We start from the raw sequence: 16189 nt of genomic DNA, 5'->3' as shown, positions 1-16189 counted from the left end.
CTCCTATCAGTCGACCGAGACGAAGTCGTCAAGGTCGAACACATCTGGTCGCACGATGGCGAAAATTTCATTGTCTTGTAAAAACATACCGGTCGACCCGTACACACGAGGAGTGACCATCTGTCCGTTCATCGTCCCTTCATCCGGGTTGATCGTGTAGAGGACGAGTTCTTCTGAATCGAGGACGTAAATGCGTCCCTGGCGTTCGACGAGGCCGACACCGCGGAAGTTCTCGAACTTCTGTTGAATCGAGGCGCTCATCCCTTCGGTCGTGAGCGGTTTTCTCGACTCGATGGCCCACTCCGTCTCAGGTGCTGGCGTTTCTTCGGCGTCTGCCTCATCAGCCGTGGTCGCCGTATCGGCGTCTGAATCCACTTCGGTCGTCGCATCCGTCTCGGTCGCATCGGCTGTTTCTTCTGTTTCTGGCTTCGCTTCAGCGTCGGTGGCCGTCTCATCCTCGAGCGTCCGTTCTTGGACGTATAACAGTTCCACATCCGGCGTGTCCGCCAAACGGCTCATGATGATCAGTCGTTTCGTCTCCTCGTCATAACCGAGGCCGAACAATCGGTCTGTCGAGGCGATTCCTTTAATCAATTTGCGTCGTTGTTCCGTCCACCGGCCCTCTTCACGCTCGATTGTCACGAGAACCCCATTTGCCGTGACGGCATAAATCTTGTCCTCGGAAATCATGCGCATACCGATGAACTCGCCGAACCGGTAGGGCTGTCCTTCGTTGCTGAGGATGAGTGACGCGTTCACGCGATTGGCGTTCCCGCTCACTTCGAAAAACTCTTTATTTTTCGTCAAGACGAGATATGACCCGATCGTGTCACTATAGTACACTTCATCGAGCTGTTGAATCTGTTCGAGGGCATCGGTCGTATCGATATCCTCCTCGTCCGGCGAAGCTTCGACGGGAGGTACAGATGTCGCTTGGTGACTCGTTTGAATCTCTATTTTTTCAAACGTCGAGGCGATTTGGCTTTGAATATCCTCGTCCGAAAAGACGAACACATAGCACAAAATCACGCCGACGACGACGGCAAACAGCGTCGTATATAGTACGTAAGAACGTTTCATGGACGTTTCGTCCCCTTTACATGCAGTATCGCCCTTTAGTGTAACAAACCCGCCCCGAAAAGAAAACGACATCATACAAAAGAAAGGAACGTGTGACAATGTCACACATTCCTTTGCTTATCCAACGACGATATTGACGAGCTTACCTGGAACGACGATCACTTTGCGGACCGTCTTCCCTTCCGTGAACTCTTGAACGCGTTCGTTCGCGAGCGCATCGGCCTCGAGCGCTTCTTTCGAAGCGTCGCGGGCCACGTGCATCTTCGCACGAAGCTTGCCGTTCACTTGGATGACGACTTCAATCGTGTCGCTGACGAGTTTCGACTCATCAAACTTCGGCCATGCCGCATACGTCAAGTCTTCCGTCATGCCGAGACGCTCCCACAACTCTTCGGCCAAGTGTGGCGCGACCGGGGCGAGCATCTTAACGAAGTTGATCATTTCTTGTTTCGGAAGCGTGTCTTGTTTGTACGCTTCGTTGATGAAGACCATGAGTTGCGAAATCGCCGTGTTGAAACGGAGCGCCTCATAATCTTCTGTCACTTTCTTCACCGTCTGATGGTACGTCCGTTCGAAGTCGGCAGTCGGTGCGACGTCTTGAAGCTCTGTCTGATCGAACAAACGCCAGACACGGTCAAGGAAGCGACGAGCGCCGTCGAGACCGTTCGTCGACCAAGCGATGGCCGCATCGAGTGGTCCCATGAACATCTCATAAAGACGAAGCGTGTCGGCTCCGTGCGACTTGATGATGTCATCCGGGTTGACGACGTTCCCTTTCGATTTCGACATCTTCTCGTTGTTCTCACCAAGGATCATCCCTTGGTTATAGAGTTTTTGGAACGGCTCTTTCGTCGGGACGATGCCGATATCGTAGAGCACTTTGTGCCAGAAACGAGCGTAGAGCAAGTGTAGGACCGCGTGCTCCGTACCACCGATATACAAATCGACCGGAAGCCAACGCTTTAACTTCTCTGGGTCCGCGATCATGTCTTCATTGTGCGGATCGATGAAGCGAATGTAGTACCAGCAGCTGCCGGCCCATTGTGGCATCGTGTTCGTCTCGCGACGACCCTTCTCACCCGTCACTGGATCCGTGTACGTCAACCACTCGTCTGCGTTCGCAAGCGGCGATTCACCCGTACCCGACGGTTTGATTTCATCGATGATCGGGAGTTCGAGCGGGAGGTCTTCGACCGGGACCGTCTTTAGCGTGCCATCTTCCATATGAACGATTGGAATCGGCTCGCCCCAATAGCGCTGACGGCTGAACAACCAGTCGCGGAGACGATACGTCGTCTTCGCACGGCCAGTGCCGGCAAGTTCAAGCTCTTCGATGATTTTGGCGATCGCGTCGGCTTTATTGAGACCGTCCAAGCTACCTGAGTTGACGTGGACGCCATCCTCGACGTAAGCCGCCTCATCCAAGTTGCCGCCGGTGACGACTTCACGGATTGGAAGGTCAAACGTCTTCGCGAACTCATAGTCGCGCTCATCATGTCCAGGAACGGCCATGACCGCACCTGTACCATACGTTGACAACACGTAGTCAGCAATCCAGATTGGAAGCTTCTCACCATTGACCGGGTTGATCGCGTAAGCGCCAGTAAACACGCCTGTTTTCTCTTTAGCAAGATCGGTCCGTTCGAGATCTGTCTTTTTCGAGACTTCTTCGACGTACGCCTCGATGGCGACGGTTTGTTCCGGTGTCGCGATGGCTTTCACGAACGGGTGCTCCGGTGCGAGCGTGACGTATGTCGCGCCGTAAAGTGTGTCCGGACGTGTCGTGAACACCGTGACGACTTTTTCGTGACCGTCGACTTTGAAATCGACTTCGGCCCCGACCGACTTGCCGATCCAGTTGCGTTGCATCTCTTTGACGCTGTCTGGCCAGTCAAGCCCTTCTAAATCATCGAGCAACCGCTCTGCGTATTCCGTGATGCGGAGCACCCACTGCTTCATCGGGACACGGTAAACCGGATGGCTGCCGCGCTCTGACAAGCCGTCGATGACTTCTTCGTTGGCGAGTACCGTCCCGAGGGCGGGGCACCAGTTGACGGCGACTTCATCGACGTAGGCGAGTCCGCGGTCATGGAGCTGTGTGAAAATCCATTGCGTCCACTTGTAGTATTTCGGGTCGGTCGTGCTGATTTCACGATCCCAATCGTATGAGAAACCGAGCTCTTTCAACTGGCGGCGGAATGTGCCGATGTTGCGCTCTGTGAACTCGCGCGGGTCATTCCCTGTGTCGAGGGCATATTGCTCGGCCGGAAGACCGAACGCGTCCCACCCCATTGGATGGAGGACGTTGAAGCCTTGCATCCGTTTCATGCGGGCGATGATGTCCGTCGCCGTGTAACCTTCCGGGTGCCCGACGTGAAGGCCGGCTCCTGATGGATATGGGAACATGTCAAGGACGTAGAAACACTCCTTGTCCGGGTCTTCTGTCGTCCGGAACGCATCTTTCTCGTCCCAACGCTTTTGCCATTTCGGCTCGATGTCTTGATGTTTAAAATAATCCAAAATTCATCCTCCTCTGCATAAATAAAAAGCCTTCCGCCCCGGTAATGGGACGAAAGGCTTGAAAGCTCTCCGCGGTACCACCCATGTTGCATTTCTGCCACTTGAGACGCCGGTAACGAGGCGTAACTCCGGTTCACCCTACTGTTCGTTCAGGCGAACTGCTCCAAGGCGAGTTCTCGCGGTCCATATACCGGTTCACACCACCCACCGGCTCTCTACAAATACAGACGTCACGATACTATTCCTCTTCTACGCATGTGTATGATCTCACTCGTTCATTTTAGCCCAATCTGTTTTAGAGCGTCAACTTGATTTTTCAGGCACTCGGATGTCTTTCATGAAAATGAAGAACGCGAGCGCGATGGCCGTGAGCAAGAATAGCATTGTGAAGACGGCACCGATGCCGAATACGTCATAGACGAGGCCCGATAAGGTCGGGCCGATCATCCGACCGACCGAGGCCGCGATATTGACGAGTCCTTGGAACTGTCCTGCTTTCCCCGGCGGTGCGAGTTTCGCGGCAATCGTCGGAACGGCCGGCCAAATGAACATCTCCCCGATCGTCATGACGACCATCGCGACCATGAACATCGTAAAGCCCCCCGCGAACGGAACGACCGCGAAGGCGGCGAGGAAAATAACGGCGCCAACGATGAGTTGCTTCTTCAAATCGTCTTCAAAGTAACGAAGGGCCCGGTTGAGGAGCGGTTGAGCGAACACGATCAAGGCGCCGTTCACCGTCCAAAGGAGCGAATACTGGCTGATTGTCACGCCGAGGTCTTTCGAATGGACAGCGATCGTGCCTTGCCACTGCACGTAAACGAACCAAAGGGCCGCGTAACCGATGGCGACGAACCACATCGATTTCATCGTCGCGCCGGACAACGTCGTCGCCGCAGCCTCAAGCTGCGATTGGACGACCGGACGGGCCGGGTCTTTCAAATAACGGAGCCCGAACAAGAGGACGACGACGAACAAGACCGATAAGAAGAAGTTCGCGTAAAAGATCCACTCGATGTCGATGCGCGCGATTTGCCCGCTCATCGCTGTCCCGAGGGCGACCCCGACGTTTTGGGCGACATAAATCGCGTTGAACGATCGTCGCCCCCCTTCCGGCCAGATCAAGCCAGCAAAAGCGTATACTGTCGGGAAGACGAGGCCACCCGAAAACCCAATCAATCCAAGCCAGCCCAAGTAACCGAGGAATGTGGCATGAAACAACAAGAAGCCGAGCGAGCTCGCGAGCAACAGCCCGACCGCGAGGATGAGCGTCCGCTTCCCGCCGATCCGGTCAAACAGCGTGCCCCCGATATAGTTCCCAGCGATGGCGAGCGCCGAGTTGACGAGGAGGGCAATCCCTGCGAGCGTCATCGATTCGCCTAAATATCCATTTATATAGAGTGTGTTAAATGGCCATAAAAAAGACGCCGCCGTTGTATTAAGCGCCATCGCAATGACCAAAATCCATACCGAAATCGGCATTTTATTGTTCATACCAGTTACTCCTTTCATTCCCGTTTAACGATAAAAATTCGGCACGACGGCCGAATCAAGAATAAGTCCTTCTCCAAGCTAACGGAACGCCCCATAACTGTCAAGAAAAATTACTTATTATGAAGTAAACACGAGGAGAGCTTGTGATAGCATGAGCAAAGAAGGAGAGGATATTCATGCAACATCCATTTGGTGACGCCAGATACCACAAATTAAATGAAGCATATCGCCGTGAGTTCGGCGGGAAAGTGTTCAAGGTACCGCTCGACGGCGGTTTCACTTGTCCGAACCGGGACGGGCTCGTCTCGAAGGGCGGCTGTACGTTCTGTTCGGACGACGGCAGCGGTGATTTTGCCGGCAACGCCTGCGATCCGATCCCGGTCCAATTTGCCGAAGTGAAAGCACGGTTGCATCGAAAGTGGAAAGAAGCCCGCTACATCGCTTACTTCCAAGCGTTCAGCAACACGTATGCCCCCGTCGCCCGGCTCCGGGAATTGTTCGAGCCTGCCCTTAAAGAGGAAGGTGTCGTCGGTCTATCGATCGCGACCCGACCGGACTGTCTGCCGGACGACGTCGTCGACTATCTCGCCGAGTTGAACGAGCGGACGTCCCTCACGGTCGAACTCGGTCTACAGACGATTCACGATGCGACAGCGAAAAAAATCAATCGTGGCCATGACTATAAGACGTTCCTCGAAGGTCTCGCCAAGCTCCGCCGACGCAATATAAGCGTGGTTGTCCATATCATTAACGGTCTCCCTGGCGAGACGACAGAGATGATGCTCGACACGGCGCGAGAAGTTGCTAAAATGGACATACAAGGAATCAAGATCCATTTGCTCCACGTCTTGAAGCACACGCCGCTCGCCCGTCAGTACGAAAAAGGATTGCTCGAGCTCATGGACGAGACGACTTACGTCTCCCTCGTCTGCGACCAGCTTGAGACGTTACCGCCCGAGATCGTCATCCATCGGTTGACCGGTGACGGGCCACCGGATCTGTTGATCGGTCCGACGTGGAGCCGGCACAAGATGGCCGTTTTGAACGCCATCGATGCCGAACTGGTGCGTCGTGATTCCTTCCAAGGAAAAAAGAAGGATGAGAGCTATGGGATTAATGAGAGTCTTACCGTTCGCGAAGTACCTACTCCGTGAACACGTCACACCTGGTGCCGTCGCCATCGATATGACGGCCGGCAACGGGCACGATACATTGTTTTTAGCCGAACTCGTCGAGGCGACGGGACACGTCTACGCGTTTGATGTCCAAGCAGCGGCGGTCGAGGCGACACGCATTCGCATCGAGGAAGCAGCATTGACGGACCGCGTTACTGTCATCCACGACAGCCACGACACCGTCCGAGAAATTGTAGCGGACGAGACCCGTCCGATCACAGCCGCCGTGTTCAACCTCGGTTATTTACCGGGAAGCGACAAGTCGGTCACGACGACGGGCAATACGACCATCGACGCCCTCGAGCAACTGCTCGACGTCATGGCCGTCGGTGGTGTCATCGTCGTCGTCATCTATCATGGCCATGATAGCGGCAAAATCGAGCGCGACGAGGTGCTCGCCTACGTCGAGGCACTCGATCAAAAGCGGGCCGGCGTCCTCCGTTACGGCTTCATCAATCAAATCAATCATCCCCCGTTCATCGTGGCGATTGAAAAACGTGCATGAAAACAGGCGACTCGAGCGAGTCGCCTGTTTTGTCATTCTCGGATCAATTCATAAAACGTGATGAGCGTCTCCGCGAACTTCGTGTTCAGTCGTTCATAGCCGAAATGCGGGAAGCCTTCGAGCCGGCGGATGTACACTTGATCGCCGCCGATTTTTCGACAGACGTTGAGCGTCAGCTTCACATCGGCGAAGCGGTCGTCCGGCGCATAGAAGCAAGCGAGTGGAAGGCGCGGCAAATGTTTCTTCTCTTCTTGATGCTCGACGATTTCTTCCTCGATTTCCCGGTATTGCCCGTAGGTGATCTCACCGAAGCGGGACGACTCTTCGCCTGCACCCATGAACGTCATCATGCCGAGCGGCAAATCCGGACGGAAACGGTCGACCGCACTCGCGACGACTTGTTTCAATCCGCCGATTTGGCGGGACGGATGCCAGTCGAACAAGGGTGAGATATATGTCAAACTGCCGAGCGGCACATCGTATTCCTGGAGCAATCGGTTCGTTAACAACGCCCCGAGACTGAAGGCGATGACGTGAATCGGCAGTTTGTACTGGCTCGCCTCGCGTAGCGTGTTCTTGATTAACAGCTTATGGTCTTCCGCCGTCAAGCCGACCGTCTGTCCGGTCACGACGAGAACTTCATATTCGTCACGTAACCGTCCTAAAAACGCCTCGCTCAAGCGTGACGTGAACTGGAGCGGATAGACGATCACGATGACCCCTTTTCGTGATTCTTCTTCGTATGTCATACTGTCACCTCATTTTATTATGTCCATGTTTTTATACTAACAAAAAACATCAGCCGAGACTGATGTTTGTCAGAAAATCCGTCTAGGGTCTTAGCTCGGGTCATAGCGCAAATGAATCAGTTCCATCGGTTGGTCGTACACTTCCTCTTGAATCCGATTCAATTCGATGAACGCCTCATGGTTCAAAAAGGCAATCGCCTGCTCGTTCGAACTCTCGACGTACAGTTCGATCGGTTGAACTTTACGTTCGCGCAGATGAGACAATAAGGCCGTTCCGAGACCTTGTCGGTGATGGGTCGGATGAAGATAGAGTCGGAGCACTTCCCACGTATCCCCGCGGTCGATCGCATGATAGAACCCGATGACGTCGCCTTCGGCTTCACCGACAATGAACAACTGCTCTTTCGCTTCCTCGCTTGAACTGATGGCGCGGACGATCTCTTCTTGCTGATAAGCCCGTTCCATTACTTTTGAACGAACCTCGTCTTGTTCACTGACCGTTGCGAGCGCAATATCGCGGATGGTGGCGGCATCTTCTGGTACGGCTTCCCTGATCTTCATAACGGCATCCCCCTTTTGGCCAATCTAGTAGTATCATTCCCCATCAGCAAAAAAATATCCTGCCCGCTCATTACTTTTTGATGTCGAAATGAAGGAAGACGTTATTTTCCATTTTGACTCGGGTATAAGAGTATCAATGCCAACTTACAAAAAGGAGTGTTACTATGGAACCGAAACTACAACATGATCCAAAACTAGAGCAAGCCAACAATCCAAATCGTCAGTTTGACCAAGCAAATGCAGGTGGCCCTAAAATCACCGTCGTGACCGGGATGCTCCTCGGCGCCCTCGTCGGCGGTCTGCTCGCCTTACTTAGCACGTCGAACCGTGAGAACACGAAACAATCGTTCTCGAGCGCGAAATCGTCGGTCGGCGGTCTCGTCGATACGGTCAAACAAGACCCAGCCGGAAAGGCCTCACAAGTCATTGACCAAGTGAAATCGGCTTCTGGAATCATCCAAGAAGTTGCCACTGACGTTCAAAACGTATACGAGAAAGTCGCTGGTGAAGTCGACACGGTCAAAGAAGACGTGAACAAAGTCGTCGGCACGGCGCAAGAAGCGAAGTCAGATCTTCAATCGATCGGCGAGAAAGTCGTCGATGCGAAAGATACGGCGCTCGGGCAAGAAACTTCATCCGACACGTCATCAAGCAATAACGAATCATCGAATGACAACAAAACACAAGCCTAACAAAAAAACGACCTTTCGCTGAGAAAGGTCGTTTTTACTGTCTTATGCGAAGCGTTTCGCGCCTTCTTCAAGCACTGCCGCTTTATCCGTTTGCTCCCATGGGAGTTCAACGTCTGTACGACCGAAGTGGCCGTAAGCTGCTGTCTGCTTGTAGATTGGACGGCGAAGGTCGAGCATCTTGATGATGCCGGCCGGACGGAGGTCGAAGTTCTCGCGAACGAGTTCGACGAGCTCAGTCTCGCTCAATTTGCCTGTGCCGAACGTGTCGACTGCGATCGATACCGGGTGGGCAACGCCGATCGCGTAAGCAAGTTGAACTTCTGCTTTGTCAGCAAGTCCCGCTGCAACGAGGTTTTTCGCTACGTAACGAGCCGCGTACGCCGCTGAACGGTCAACTTTGGTTGGATCTTTACCTGAGAACGCGCCGCCGCCGTGGCGAGCGTAACCACCGTACGTATCGACGATGATTTTACGTCCTGTAAGGCCTGCATCCCCTTGTGGTCCACCGATGACGAAACGGCCAGTCGGGTTGATGAAGTATTTTGTATCCGCGTCGATAAGTTCAGACGGGATGACCGCGTCGATGACGTGCTCTTTCAAATCAGCTTGGATTTGTTCGAGTGTGATGTCTTCGGCATGTTGCGTCGAGATGACGATTGTGTCGATGCGAACTGGGTTGTTCGCTTCGTCGTATTCGACCGTCACTTGTGTCTTACCATCAGGACGAAGGTAAGCGAGCGTGCCGTTCTTACGAACTTCTGCCAAACGACGTGACAATTTGTGTGCGAGTGAAATCGGGAGCGGCATGAGTTCTGGTGTCTCTTTTGTTGCGTAACCGAACATGAGACCTTGGTCACCAGCGCCGATCGCATCGATTTCTTCTTCAGTCATTTGTCCTTCACGAGCTTCAAGCGCTTGGTCGACGCCTTGGGCGATGTCTACCGATTGCTCATCAATCGATGTGAGGACAGCACAAGTCTCTGCATCAAAACCATATTTTGCACGTGTGTAGCCGATCTCACGAACTGTTTCACGAACCACTTTCGGGATATCCACGTAAGTTGATGTTGTGATCTCACCTGCTACGAGCACAAGACCTGTCGTGACAGATGTCTCAGCCGCAACGCGGGCGTTTGGATCTTCAGCTAAAATCGCATCCAAAATCGCATCTGAGATTTGGTCACAAATTTTATCCGGATGTCCTTCCGTGACGGACTCCGAAGTGAAAAGTCGACGGTTCAAGTTTGCCATTTCGAAAAACCTCCTATAATAAGGGTGATGTGTGGACGGTACTCGTTCCCCTTACGCGTTGCTTTGGGACGGTAATGAAAAAAACCTTTCGCCATGTTCAATGGGAAAGGTTGAATCGTTCTTCCTTACCCTCTTATCGTTCGAAGCTTGCGCTTCGCTTCAGGATAGCACCTTTTCCGAATAACAATGACAAATCGGACGGTTGCTGGGCTTCGTAGGGCCTTGTTCCCTCCACCGCTCAGAATAAGAGTATCCGTTACGAAGACCATCATATAAATGACACCCCGTTCTGTCAAGCGTATCGACTGAATTCGTAAAACTTTTCACGAACTCGCAATAGTTATGTTTGTGAAATATCAAACATTTTTTTGTCGGTTTTCGATTTTGTACTATGACCTGGTACAGAATATGTTAGAATGACAGTGTAAGAAAGCGCTTACTTTAAAGGGTAAAAAAGGCTTGTTTTTGATTAGTATGTCACATATAATAAAAACGTCATACTAATTAAACGCGGAAGTATGCGGATTTCATCCACATCTATTTAGGGGAAAGGTGGGATTCAGGATGGCGACAACGCTCCTGAAAATCGAAGAATTAATTAAAGGTGCCGACATGATGCGGAACTTAACGGTTCCAGAATTGGTGGAAGAAGCCATTCGCAACGGGGAAGGCGTACTGACGAAAGACGGGGCTTTATCGGTCAGTACAGGTAAATTCACAGGACGGTCACCGAAAGACAAATTCGTCGTGCAAGATGAAGTCAGCAATCATTTAGTAGACTGGGGTCCGGTCAACCAACCGATCGCAGAAGAGAAGTTCACGGCACTGCTCGATAAAGTGCTCACGCATCTCGAGACGAAAGACAAGCTCTATTATCTCGAGGCGTCTGCCGGGGCTGACGAGCATTATACGCTTCCAGTGCGGGCCATCACAGAATACGCGTGGCACAACTTGTTCGCGAAACAGTTGTTCTTGCGCGAATGGCCGACACAAGGTGCCTTTGATCCGTTCACGGTCATCTATGCACCGAGCTATAAGGCCGATCCGGAAGTCGACGGGACGAACTCCGAAACGTTCATTCTCGTCTCATTCGCCAAACGGACCATTCTGATCGGGGGAACAGAATACGGCGGCGAAATTAAAAAATCGATTTTCTCAGTCATGAACTTCCTGTTACCAGAACAGCACGTCTTGTCGATGCATTGCTCGGCGAACGTATCGGACGCCGGCGAGACGGCTCTCTTCTTCGGGCTATCGGGTACCGGAAAGACGACGCTATCGGCCGACACAGAACGTCATTTAATCGGGGACGACGAGCATGGTTGGTCTCCTGATGGCGTCTTCAACATTGAAGGCGGTTGCTACGCGAAGACGATCAACTTGTCGCGTGAGAACGAACCTCAAATCTACGATGCCATTCGATTTGGCTCGTTGATTGAGAACGTCGTCTTGGACGAGGAACGGGCGCCAGACTACAAGAACATCTCACTCACTGAGAACACACGGGCAGCCTACCCGATTCAATTTATCGATAACGCGATGCTTCCGTCACGAGCCGGGCATCCGAACACGATCGTCTTCTTGACGGCCGACGCGTACGGCGTCCTGCCTCCAATCAGCAAATTGACGAAGGAGCAGGCGATGTATCACTTCTTGTCAGGCTATACGTCGAAGCTAGCCGGCACGGAGCGCGGCGTGACGGAGCCGCAGGCGACCTTCTCGACATGTTTTGGATCACCGTTCTTGCCGCTCGCACCGGAACGCTACGCCGACATGCTCGGCACGTTGATCGAGAAACATGACGTCGACGTCTATCTCGTCAATACCGGTTGGACCGGCGGAGCTTACGGCGAAGGATCGCGGATGAAGCTCGCCTATACACGGGCGATGGTGAACGCGGCCGTCAACGGGAAACTCCGTGACGTCGAGACGACGCGCCATGACATCTTCAACGTCGAGATCCCACGCCACATCGACGGGGTGCCAGACGACGTGCTCAACCCACGGGGCACATGGAAAGACGGGGCCCGCTACGACGCCGAGGCGGCAGCGCTCGCCCGTAAGTTCCAAGACAACTTCAAACGATTCACGAAAGCGAGTGAGGCGGTCGTCGCGGCCGGCCCAATCATCGTGTAATAAAAAATGACTAGCACCTGGTTCAGGCGCTAGTCATTTTTTGGTGCGACGGCTAACATCCAGTCCATCGCCTCATCGGTCGTCTTCCACTTTTCCCAAAACGGGAGTTGATGAGCGAACGGGACGATCCAAAGTTCGGCCCGCTCCCCCATCCGTTCGGCCACGGCTGTCGCATGGCGGAGCCGCACTTGCTCGTCGTCTGTCCCGTGAATCAATAACGTCGGGGCCTCCCAGTCCTTGTAGAGGGGTGAACGCTCCACATACGCCTCACGAGCCGCTTCCGGGTCACCCCCGGTCATACGGCGGAGCATTTTCCGCATCGAGCGTTGCTCTTCGTACGTCCATTCCAAATTGGTGACACCCGCCCATGAGGTCACGGACGTGAGCGGCCGCTCCGCGGCGAGCGACAACGCCATCATGCCCCCGCGCGAGAAGCCAAGGGCATGAATGAGCGTGTCCGTTCGATGGACGCGATCATAAAGAGACAAGACATCCTCTAAATCGGCCCCGCCGAAGTCTTCTTTCCCGCTCCCCCCATGGTTACCCCGATAAACAGGCGCCACGACGTGGAAGCCTTTGGCCGCGAACTGCATCAACCGGGGCAAGCGCACGTCCCCGATGCGTCCTGTTCCGCCGCGCAAATAAAACAGGACGTGCCCGTTCGGTCGCGTCGGCGTGATCGTATAGGCGACGACATCCTCACCATCGCGCGTCGCGTACCAGCCACGGTGGACCGCATAACCGGCATATGGAGGGAGGACCTCGATCCGGTCAAACCATTCGTTTTTCATGTAACACCTTCATCGTTTCCGGGAGCACCCGGTCTTTCATCATGAAACTGTACCGGTTGTTCCGGAGCAGATTCGTTGGCAGTTCCTTCATGAGCACGGCGCCGTCGGTCTCATCGACGGCCGGATGGTCATCGAAGCGCTCGATCTCGGCGAAGTAAATATTTTTGATGACCGTGTCCCCGCGCCCGAGCACGCGGTATTGTCCGAGATAGTGCAGCGTCTTCACGACACCACCCGTCTCTTCATACACTTCCCGAATCGCGGCATCATCCTCATGTTCGCCGGGCTCAACTTTTCCTCCTGGGAACTCGAGTCCGCGTTGCTTATGCTTCGTCAGCACCCATTGATTCTCATAGCGGGCGACGACCCAGACGTGGAGCGGTGTATCCGAAAATGGATAGTGCGCAAAGCTCAACTCGACTTTATTGTGATAGTAGTCCGTGAATGTCAACATAGTCCATCCCTTTCTTTCCCCTGTCTACTCTCACTTTACCTTGTCTTCCCCCAGTTTCAAACAAAAAAATAGGCCCGCCGGAGCGGACCTACTCAAAATTATTGGTTCAAGCGCTTTTCAAGCTCAGCTTTTTGTTCTTCGTAACCTGGTTTTCCAAGCAAAGCGAACATGTTCGCTTTATACGCTTCGACGCCCGGTTGGTTGAACGGGTTCACCCCGAGAATGTATCCGCTCATCGCGCATGCCTTCTCGAAGAAGTAGAACAAGTAACCGAGGTGGTACGGCGTCATCTCTGGCAATTCGACAACGAGGTTCGGTACTTCTCCGTCCGTGTGGGCAAGGAGTGTTCCTTCAGCCGCTTTGTCGTTCACGAATTGAATCGTTTCGCCAGCGAGGAAGTTCAAGCCGTCGAGGTCTTGCGCGTCTTCTGGCACGTTCATCGCGTGACGGACGTTCGTGACACGAATGACCGTCTCGAACAAGTCACGACGACCTTCTTGGATGTATTGTCCCATCGAGTGGAGGTCGGTTGAGAAGTCGACAGCCGCCGGGAAGATCCCTTTGTTGTCTTTCCCTTCTGATTCGCCGTAAAGCTGTTTCCACCACTCCGACACGTAGTGCAAGGCCGGTTCGTAGTTGACGAGCAACTCGATCGACTTGCCTTTCGCATACAAGGCGTTACGGACGACCGCATATTGGTACGCCTCGTTCTCAGAGAGCTCTGGTGACGAATAGGCGTTTTGTGCGTCGCGTGCACCTTCCATGAGGGCATCGATGTCGATGCCTGCCGCAGCGATCGGAAGGAGTCCGACCGGTGTGAGGACCGAGAAGCGGCCTCCGACGTCATCCGGGATGACGAACGTTTCGTAGCCTTCCGCATCCGCAAGCGTCTTCAAGGCGCCACGGGCACGGTCTGTCGTCGCATAGATGCGCTCACGAGCACCGTCTTGACCATACTTGTCTTCCATGAATTGTTTCAAGACACGGAACGCGATCGCCGGCTCTGTCGTCGTTCCCGATTTCGAGATGACGTTGACCGAGACGTCTTTGCCTTCGAGCACCTGGAGCAACTCCGTCAAATAAGTAGACGAGATGTTGTGACCGGCGAAGAAGACTTGTGGCGCGTTGCGCTCTTCTTTTGACAATACGTTGAAGAATGAATGTTGAAGCATCTCGATGGCCGCGCGTGCGCCGAGGTATGATCCACCGATCCCGACGACGACGAGGACGTCCGAGTTCTCACGGATTCGTTCCGCGGCCGCTTTGATGCGGGCAAACTCATCCGTATCGTAGTTTGTTGGGAGGTCGACCCACCCAAGGAAATCGCTACCTGCTCCGCTACGGTCATGGATGACCGAATGCATTGCTTTCACGGTTTCTTGCAATTGATCGACTTCATGTTCCCCGACGAAAGACAGGGCGTTTGAATAATCGAAACGTACAGTTGACATGTCATTTCCTCCTTTAAATCGCTCCTTGAAGAGCCATACATGACCCATCATAAACGGAAACGTCGGATTCGTTCAATCATTATTGCAAAATAGGCATCAAATCGCCTTATTTGCTCAACTCAAGAATCGCTGCCACGTCTTCACGTTCGAGTGTGCGGAAGCGACCGAACGCCCCGCGTTTCATCGCCGAATCCAAGATGGCGTCGAACGTCGACTCGTCGATATCATAGTCACGGAGCGAGCTTGGCGCGCCGAGCTCATCGAAGAAGGCACGAACGGCTGCAATCGTACGCTTCGCCGTTTCCAAATCCGTGTCAGCCGGTTCGACGTTGAACACTTCTGTGCCTAAGCGTGCGAAACGTGCTGCATTGTCTTCATCGAGTACATGTTCCATCCAGCGCGGGAACAGGATCGCGAGTCCGCCTGCATGCGGGATGTCATGGACAGCCGAGACCGCATGTTCGATGTTGTGCGATGCCCAGTCGCCCGAGGCACCCATTTGGAGCACACCGTTCAAGGCGATCGTACCTGAGAACAAGATGATGGCGCGCAAGTCGACATTTTCTAAATCGTCGACGAGTTTCGGTGCCGATTCGACGACCGCTTTCAACACGCCTTCCGTCATCCGCTCTTGAACCGGCGCATGGTTCGGGTGGAAGTACTGCTCGAAACAGTGGCTCATCATGTCGACGATGCCGTAAATCGTTTGGTCTTTTGGCACTGATACCGTGTAACGTGGGTCGAGGATCGAGAACGTCGGATAGACGAGCGGGTGACCCCAGCCGTACTTCTCTTGTGTCTCCCAGTTCGTGATGACCGAACCTGAGTTCATTTCAGAGCCAGTCGCTGCGAGCGTGAGCACCGTACCGAACGGGACCGCTTCCGTCGGGATGTGATCGCGAAGCACGATATCCCAAGCGTCGCCTTCATACGGGATGGCCGCCGAGATGAGTTTCGTGCAATCGATGACCGAACCGCCGCCGACCGCGAGCAATGCGTCGATGTTTTCTTCACGCGCTTGTTTGACGGCACGACGTACCGTCTCGATGCGCGGGTTCGGTTCGACGCCTGAGAAGTCGACGTAGTCGATTCCGGCATTGTTTAACTCGGCCACGACTTCTTCGTACGTGCCGTTCTTTTTGATGCTCCCGCCTCCATAGACGAGCATCACTTTCTTGGCGTCAAGCGCCTTCAACTCGCTCGCGAGTTTTTCGATCTGATGTGTCCCGAAAATAAGTTTCGTCGGGTTCTTGTATTCAAAGTTGTGCATGTTTCATCCTCCTTCGAAAATATGTAACACCTACACTATATACCCTGTTTTTTATGATTG

General features: G+C 53.6%; 14 protein-coding genes, 1 riboswitch and 1 other annotated feature. Of the genes, 4 read left to right on the top strand and 10 right to left on the bottom strand.

The annotated features are described in order from the left end of the window. Nucleotides 1-6 precede the first annotated feature (6 nt). The 3 genes from KNP75_RS04345 to KNP75_RS04335 form a co-directional block, all read right to left on the bottom strand. A complete protein-coding gene (locus KNP75_RS04345; protein ID WP_214706497.1) occupies nucleotides 7-1080 on the bottom strand; it encodes a hypothetical protein in 1074 nt (357 codons plus the stop codon). Nucleotides 1081-1197: 117 nt separating this feature from the next. Beyond that, nucleotides 1198-3600 carry a leucine--tRNA ligase gene (gene leuS, locus KNP75_RS04340; RefSeq protein WP_214706500.1) on the bottom strand — a complete coding sequence of 801 codons (2403 nt, stop codon included), beginning with the start codon at nucleotides 3598-3600 and terminating at the stop codon, nucleotides 1198-1200. A gap of 42 nt (nucleotides 3601-3642) precedes the next feature. Continuing rightward, nucleotides 3643-3861, bottom strand: a binding site (T-box leader). Between the two features lie 42 nt (nucleotides 3862-3903). Further along, nucleotides 3904-5094, bottom strand: a complete 1191-nt coding sequence (locus KNP75_RS04335; RefSeq protein WP_214797304.1) for an MDR family MFS transporter — start codon at nucleotides 5092-5094, stop codon at nucleotides 3904-3906. Between the two features lie 176 nt (nucleotides 5095-5270). Between KNP75_RS04335 and mnmL the strand changes: the two genes are divergently transcribed. Both mnmL and mnmM read left to right on the top strand, forming a co-directional pair. Next, a complete protein-coding gene (gene mnmL / locus KNP75_RS04330; RefSeq protein ID WP_215189935.1) occupies nucleotides 5271-6248 on the top strand; it encodes a tRNA modification radical SAM protein MnmL/YtqA in 978 nt (325 codons plus the stop codon). Continuing rightward, complete coding sequence (mnmM, locus tag KNP75_RS04325; protein ID WP_034778311.1) at nucleotides 6202-6774, top strand: tRNA 5-(aminomethyl)-2-thiouridylate-methyltransferase MnmM; 573 nt, start codon at nucleotides 6202-6204, stop codon at nucleotides 6772-6774. The genes mnmL and mnmM overlap by 47 nt, the downstream gene beginning before the upstream one ends. A gap of 32 nt (nucleotides 6775-6806) precedes the next feature. Here mnmM and KNP75_RS04320 read toward each other — a convergent pair whose 3' ends face one another. Both KNP75_RS04320 and KNP75_RS04315 read right to left on the bottom strand, forming a co-directional pair. Further along, nucleotides 6807-7523 (bottom strand): alpha/beta fold hydrolase, encoded by a 717-nt coding sequence (locus KNP75_RS04320; protein WP_034778316.1) that lies wholly within the window; start codon nucleotides 7521-7523, stop codon nucleotides 6807-6809. 90 nt (nucleotides 7524-7613) lie between these two features. Next, nucleotides 7614-8084: a GNAT family N-acetyltransferase gene (locus KNP75_RS04315; protein WP_034778317.1), complete on the bottom strand. Its 471-nt coding sequence runs from the start codon at nucleotides 8082-8084 to the stop codon at nucleotides 7614-7616. A gap of 164 nt (nucleotides 8085-8248) precedes the next feature. On the opposite strand from KNP75_RS04315, the gene KNP75_RS04310 reads away from it, so the two are divergent. Next, on the top strand, nucleotides 8249-8776 hold the full coding sequence (locus tag KNP75_RS04310; protein ID WP_138859149.1) for a hypothetical protein: 528 nt from the start codon (nucleotides 8249-8251) through the stop codon (nucleotides 8774-8776). A 42-nt stretch (nucleotides 8777-8818) separates the two neighbouring features. On the opposite strand, the gene metK is transcribed toward KNP75_RS04310, so the two are convergent. Continuing rightward, entirely contained in the window at nucleotides 8819-10027 is a 1209-nt protein-coding gene (metK, locus tag KNP75_RS04305; RefSeq protein WP_138859148.1) for a methionine adenosyltransferase, read from the bottom strand. 130 nt (nucleotides 10028-10157) lie between these two features. Continuing rightward, a riboswitch (SAM riboswitch) is annotated at nucleotides 10158-10277 on the bottom strand. 314 nt (nucleotides 10278-10591) lie between these two features. Between metK and pckA the strand changes: the two genes are divergently transcribed. Next, entirely contained in the window at nucleotides 10592-12163 is a 1572-nt protein-coding gene (pckA, locus tag KNP75_RS04300) for a phosphoenolpyruvate carboxykinase (ATP) (RefSeq protein ID WP_034778322.1), read from the top strand. Between the two features lie 29 nt (nucleotides 12164-12192). On the opposite strand, the gene KNP75_RS04295 is transcribed toward pckA, so the two are convergent. The 4 genes from KNP75_RS04295 to KNP75_RS04280 all read right to left on the bottom strand — a co-directional run bounded on the left by KNP75_RS04295 (nucleotide 12193) and on the right by KNP75_RS04280 (nucleotide 16129). Beyond that, on the bottom strand, nucleotides 12193-12954 hold the full coding sequence (locus tag KNP75_RS04295; RefSeq protein WP_214788836.1) for an alpha/beta hydrolase family protein: 762 nt from the start codon (nucleotides 12952-12954) through the stop codon (nucleotides 12193-12195). Then, nucleotides 12935-13408 (bottom strand): RNA deprotection pyrophosphohydrolase, encoded by a 474-nt coding sequence (gene ytkD, locus KNP75_RS04290; protein ID WP_034778327.1) that lies wholly within the window; start codon nucleotides 13406-13408, stop codon nucleotides 12935-12937. Before ytkD ends, KNP75_RS04295 begins: the two co-directional genes overlap by 20 nt. A 98-nt stretch (nucleotides 13409-13506) precedes the next feature. Continuing rightward, the gene (locus tag KNP75_RS04285) at nucleotides 13507-14859 is read right to left on the bottom strand and encodes a glucose-6-phosphate isomerase (protein ID WP_034778329.1); all 1353 of its coding nucleotides are present in this window, start codon (nucleotides 14857-14859) and stop codon (nucleotides 13507-13509) included. Between the two features lie 106 nt (nucleotides 14860-14965). Continuing rightward, nucleotides 14966-16129 carry an iron-containing alcohol dehydrogenase gene (locus KNP75_RS04280; protein ID WP_215189934.1) on the bottom strand — a complete coding sequence of 388 codons (1164 nt, stop codon included), beginning with the start codon at nucleotides 16127-16129 and terminating at the stop codon, nucleotides 14966-14968. Nucleotides 16130-16189 lie beyond the last annotated feature (60 nt).

This window comes from Exiguobacterium sp. s6 (assembly GCF_018618155.1).
Taxonomy (GTDB): Bacteria; Bacillota; Bacilli; order Exiguobacteriales; family Exiguobacteriaceae; genus Exiguobacterium; species Exiguobacterium mexicanum_A.
This window is presented reverse-complemented; position numbering and strand designations above follow the sequence as displayed.

What these genes read in the sequence shown, in the direction of transcription:
- KNP75_RS04345 (WP_214706497.1), bottom strand. Translation starts at nt 1,080, where the DNA reads ATGAAACGTTCTTACGTACTATATACGACGCTGTTTGCCGTCGTCGTC.
- KNP75_RS04335 (WP_214797304.1), bottom strand. Translation starts at nt 5,094, where the DNA reads ATGAACAATAAAATGCCGATTTCGGTATGGATTTTGGTCATTGCGATG.
- mnmL (WP_215189935.1), top strand. Translation starts at nt 5,271, where the DNA reads ATGCAACATCCATTTGGTGACGCCAGATACCACAAATTAAATGAAGCA.
- mnmM (WP_034778311.1), top strand. Translation starts at nt 6,202, where the DNA reads ATGGGATTAATGAGAGTCTTACCGTTCGCGAAGTACCTACTCCGTGAA.
- KNP75_RS04320 (WP_034778316.1), bottom strand. Translation starts at nt 7,523, where the DNA reads ATGACATACGAAGAAGAATCACGAAAAGGGGTCATCGTGATCGTCTAT.
- KNP75_RS04315 (WP_034778317.1), bottom strand. Translation starts at nt 8,084, where the DNA reads ATGAAGATCAGGGAAGCCGTACCAGAAGATGCCGCCACCATCCGCGAT.
- KNP75_RS04310 (WP_138859149.1), top strand. Translation starts at nt 8,249, where the DNA reads ATGGAACCGAAACTACAACATGATCCAAAACTAGAGCAAGCCAACAAT.
- metK (WP_138859148.1), bottom strand. Translation starts at nt 10,027, where the DNA reads ATGGCAAACTTGAACCGTCGACTTTTCACTTCGGAGTCCGTCACGGAA.
- pckA (WP_034778322.1), top strand. Translation starts at nt 10,592, where the DNA reads ATGGCGACAACGCTCCTGAAAATCGAAGAATTAATTAAAGGTGCCGAC.
- KNP75_RS04295 (WP_214788836.1), bottom strand. Translation starts at nt 12,954, where the DNA reads ATGAAAAACGAATGGTTTGACCGGATCGAGGTCCTCCCTCCATATGCC.
- ytkD (WP_034778327.1), bottom strand. Translation starts at nt 13,408, where the DNA reads ATGTTGACATTCACGGACTACTATCACAATAAAGTCGAGTTGAGCTTT.
- KNP75_RS04285 (WP_034778329.1), bottom strand. Translation starts at nt 14,859, where the DNA reads ATGTCAACTGTACGTTTCGATTATTCAAACGCCCTGTCTTTCGTCGGG.
- KNP75_RS04280 (WP_215189934.1), bottom strand. Translation starts at nt 16,129, where the DNA reads ATGCACAACTTTGAATACAAGAACCCGACGAAACTTATTTTCGGGACA.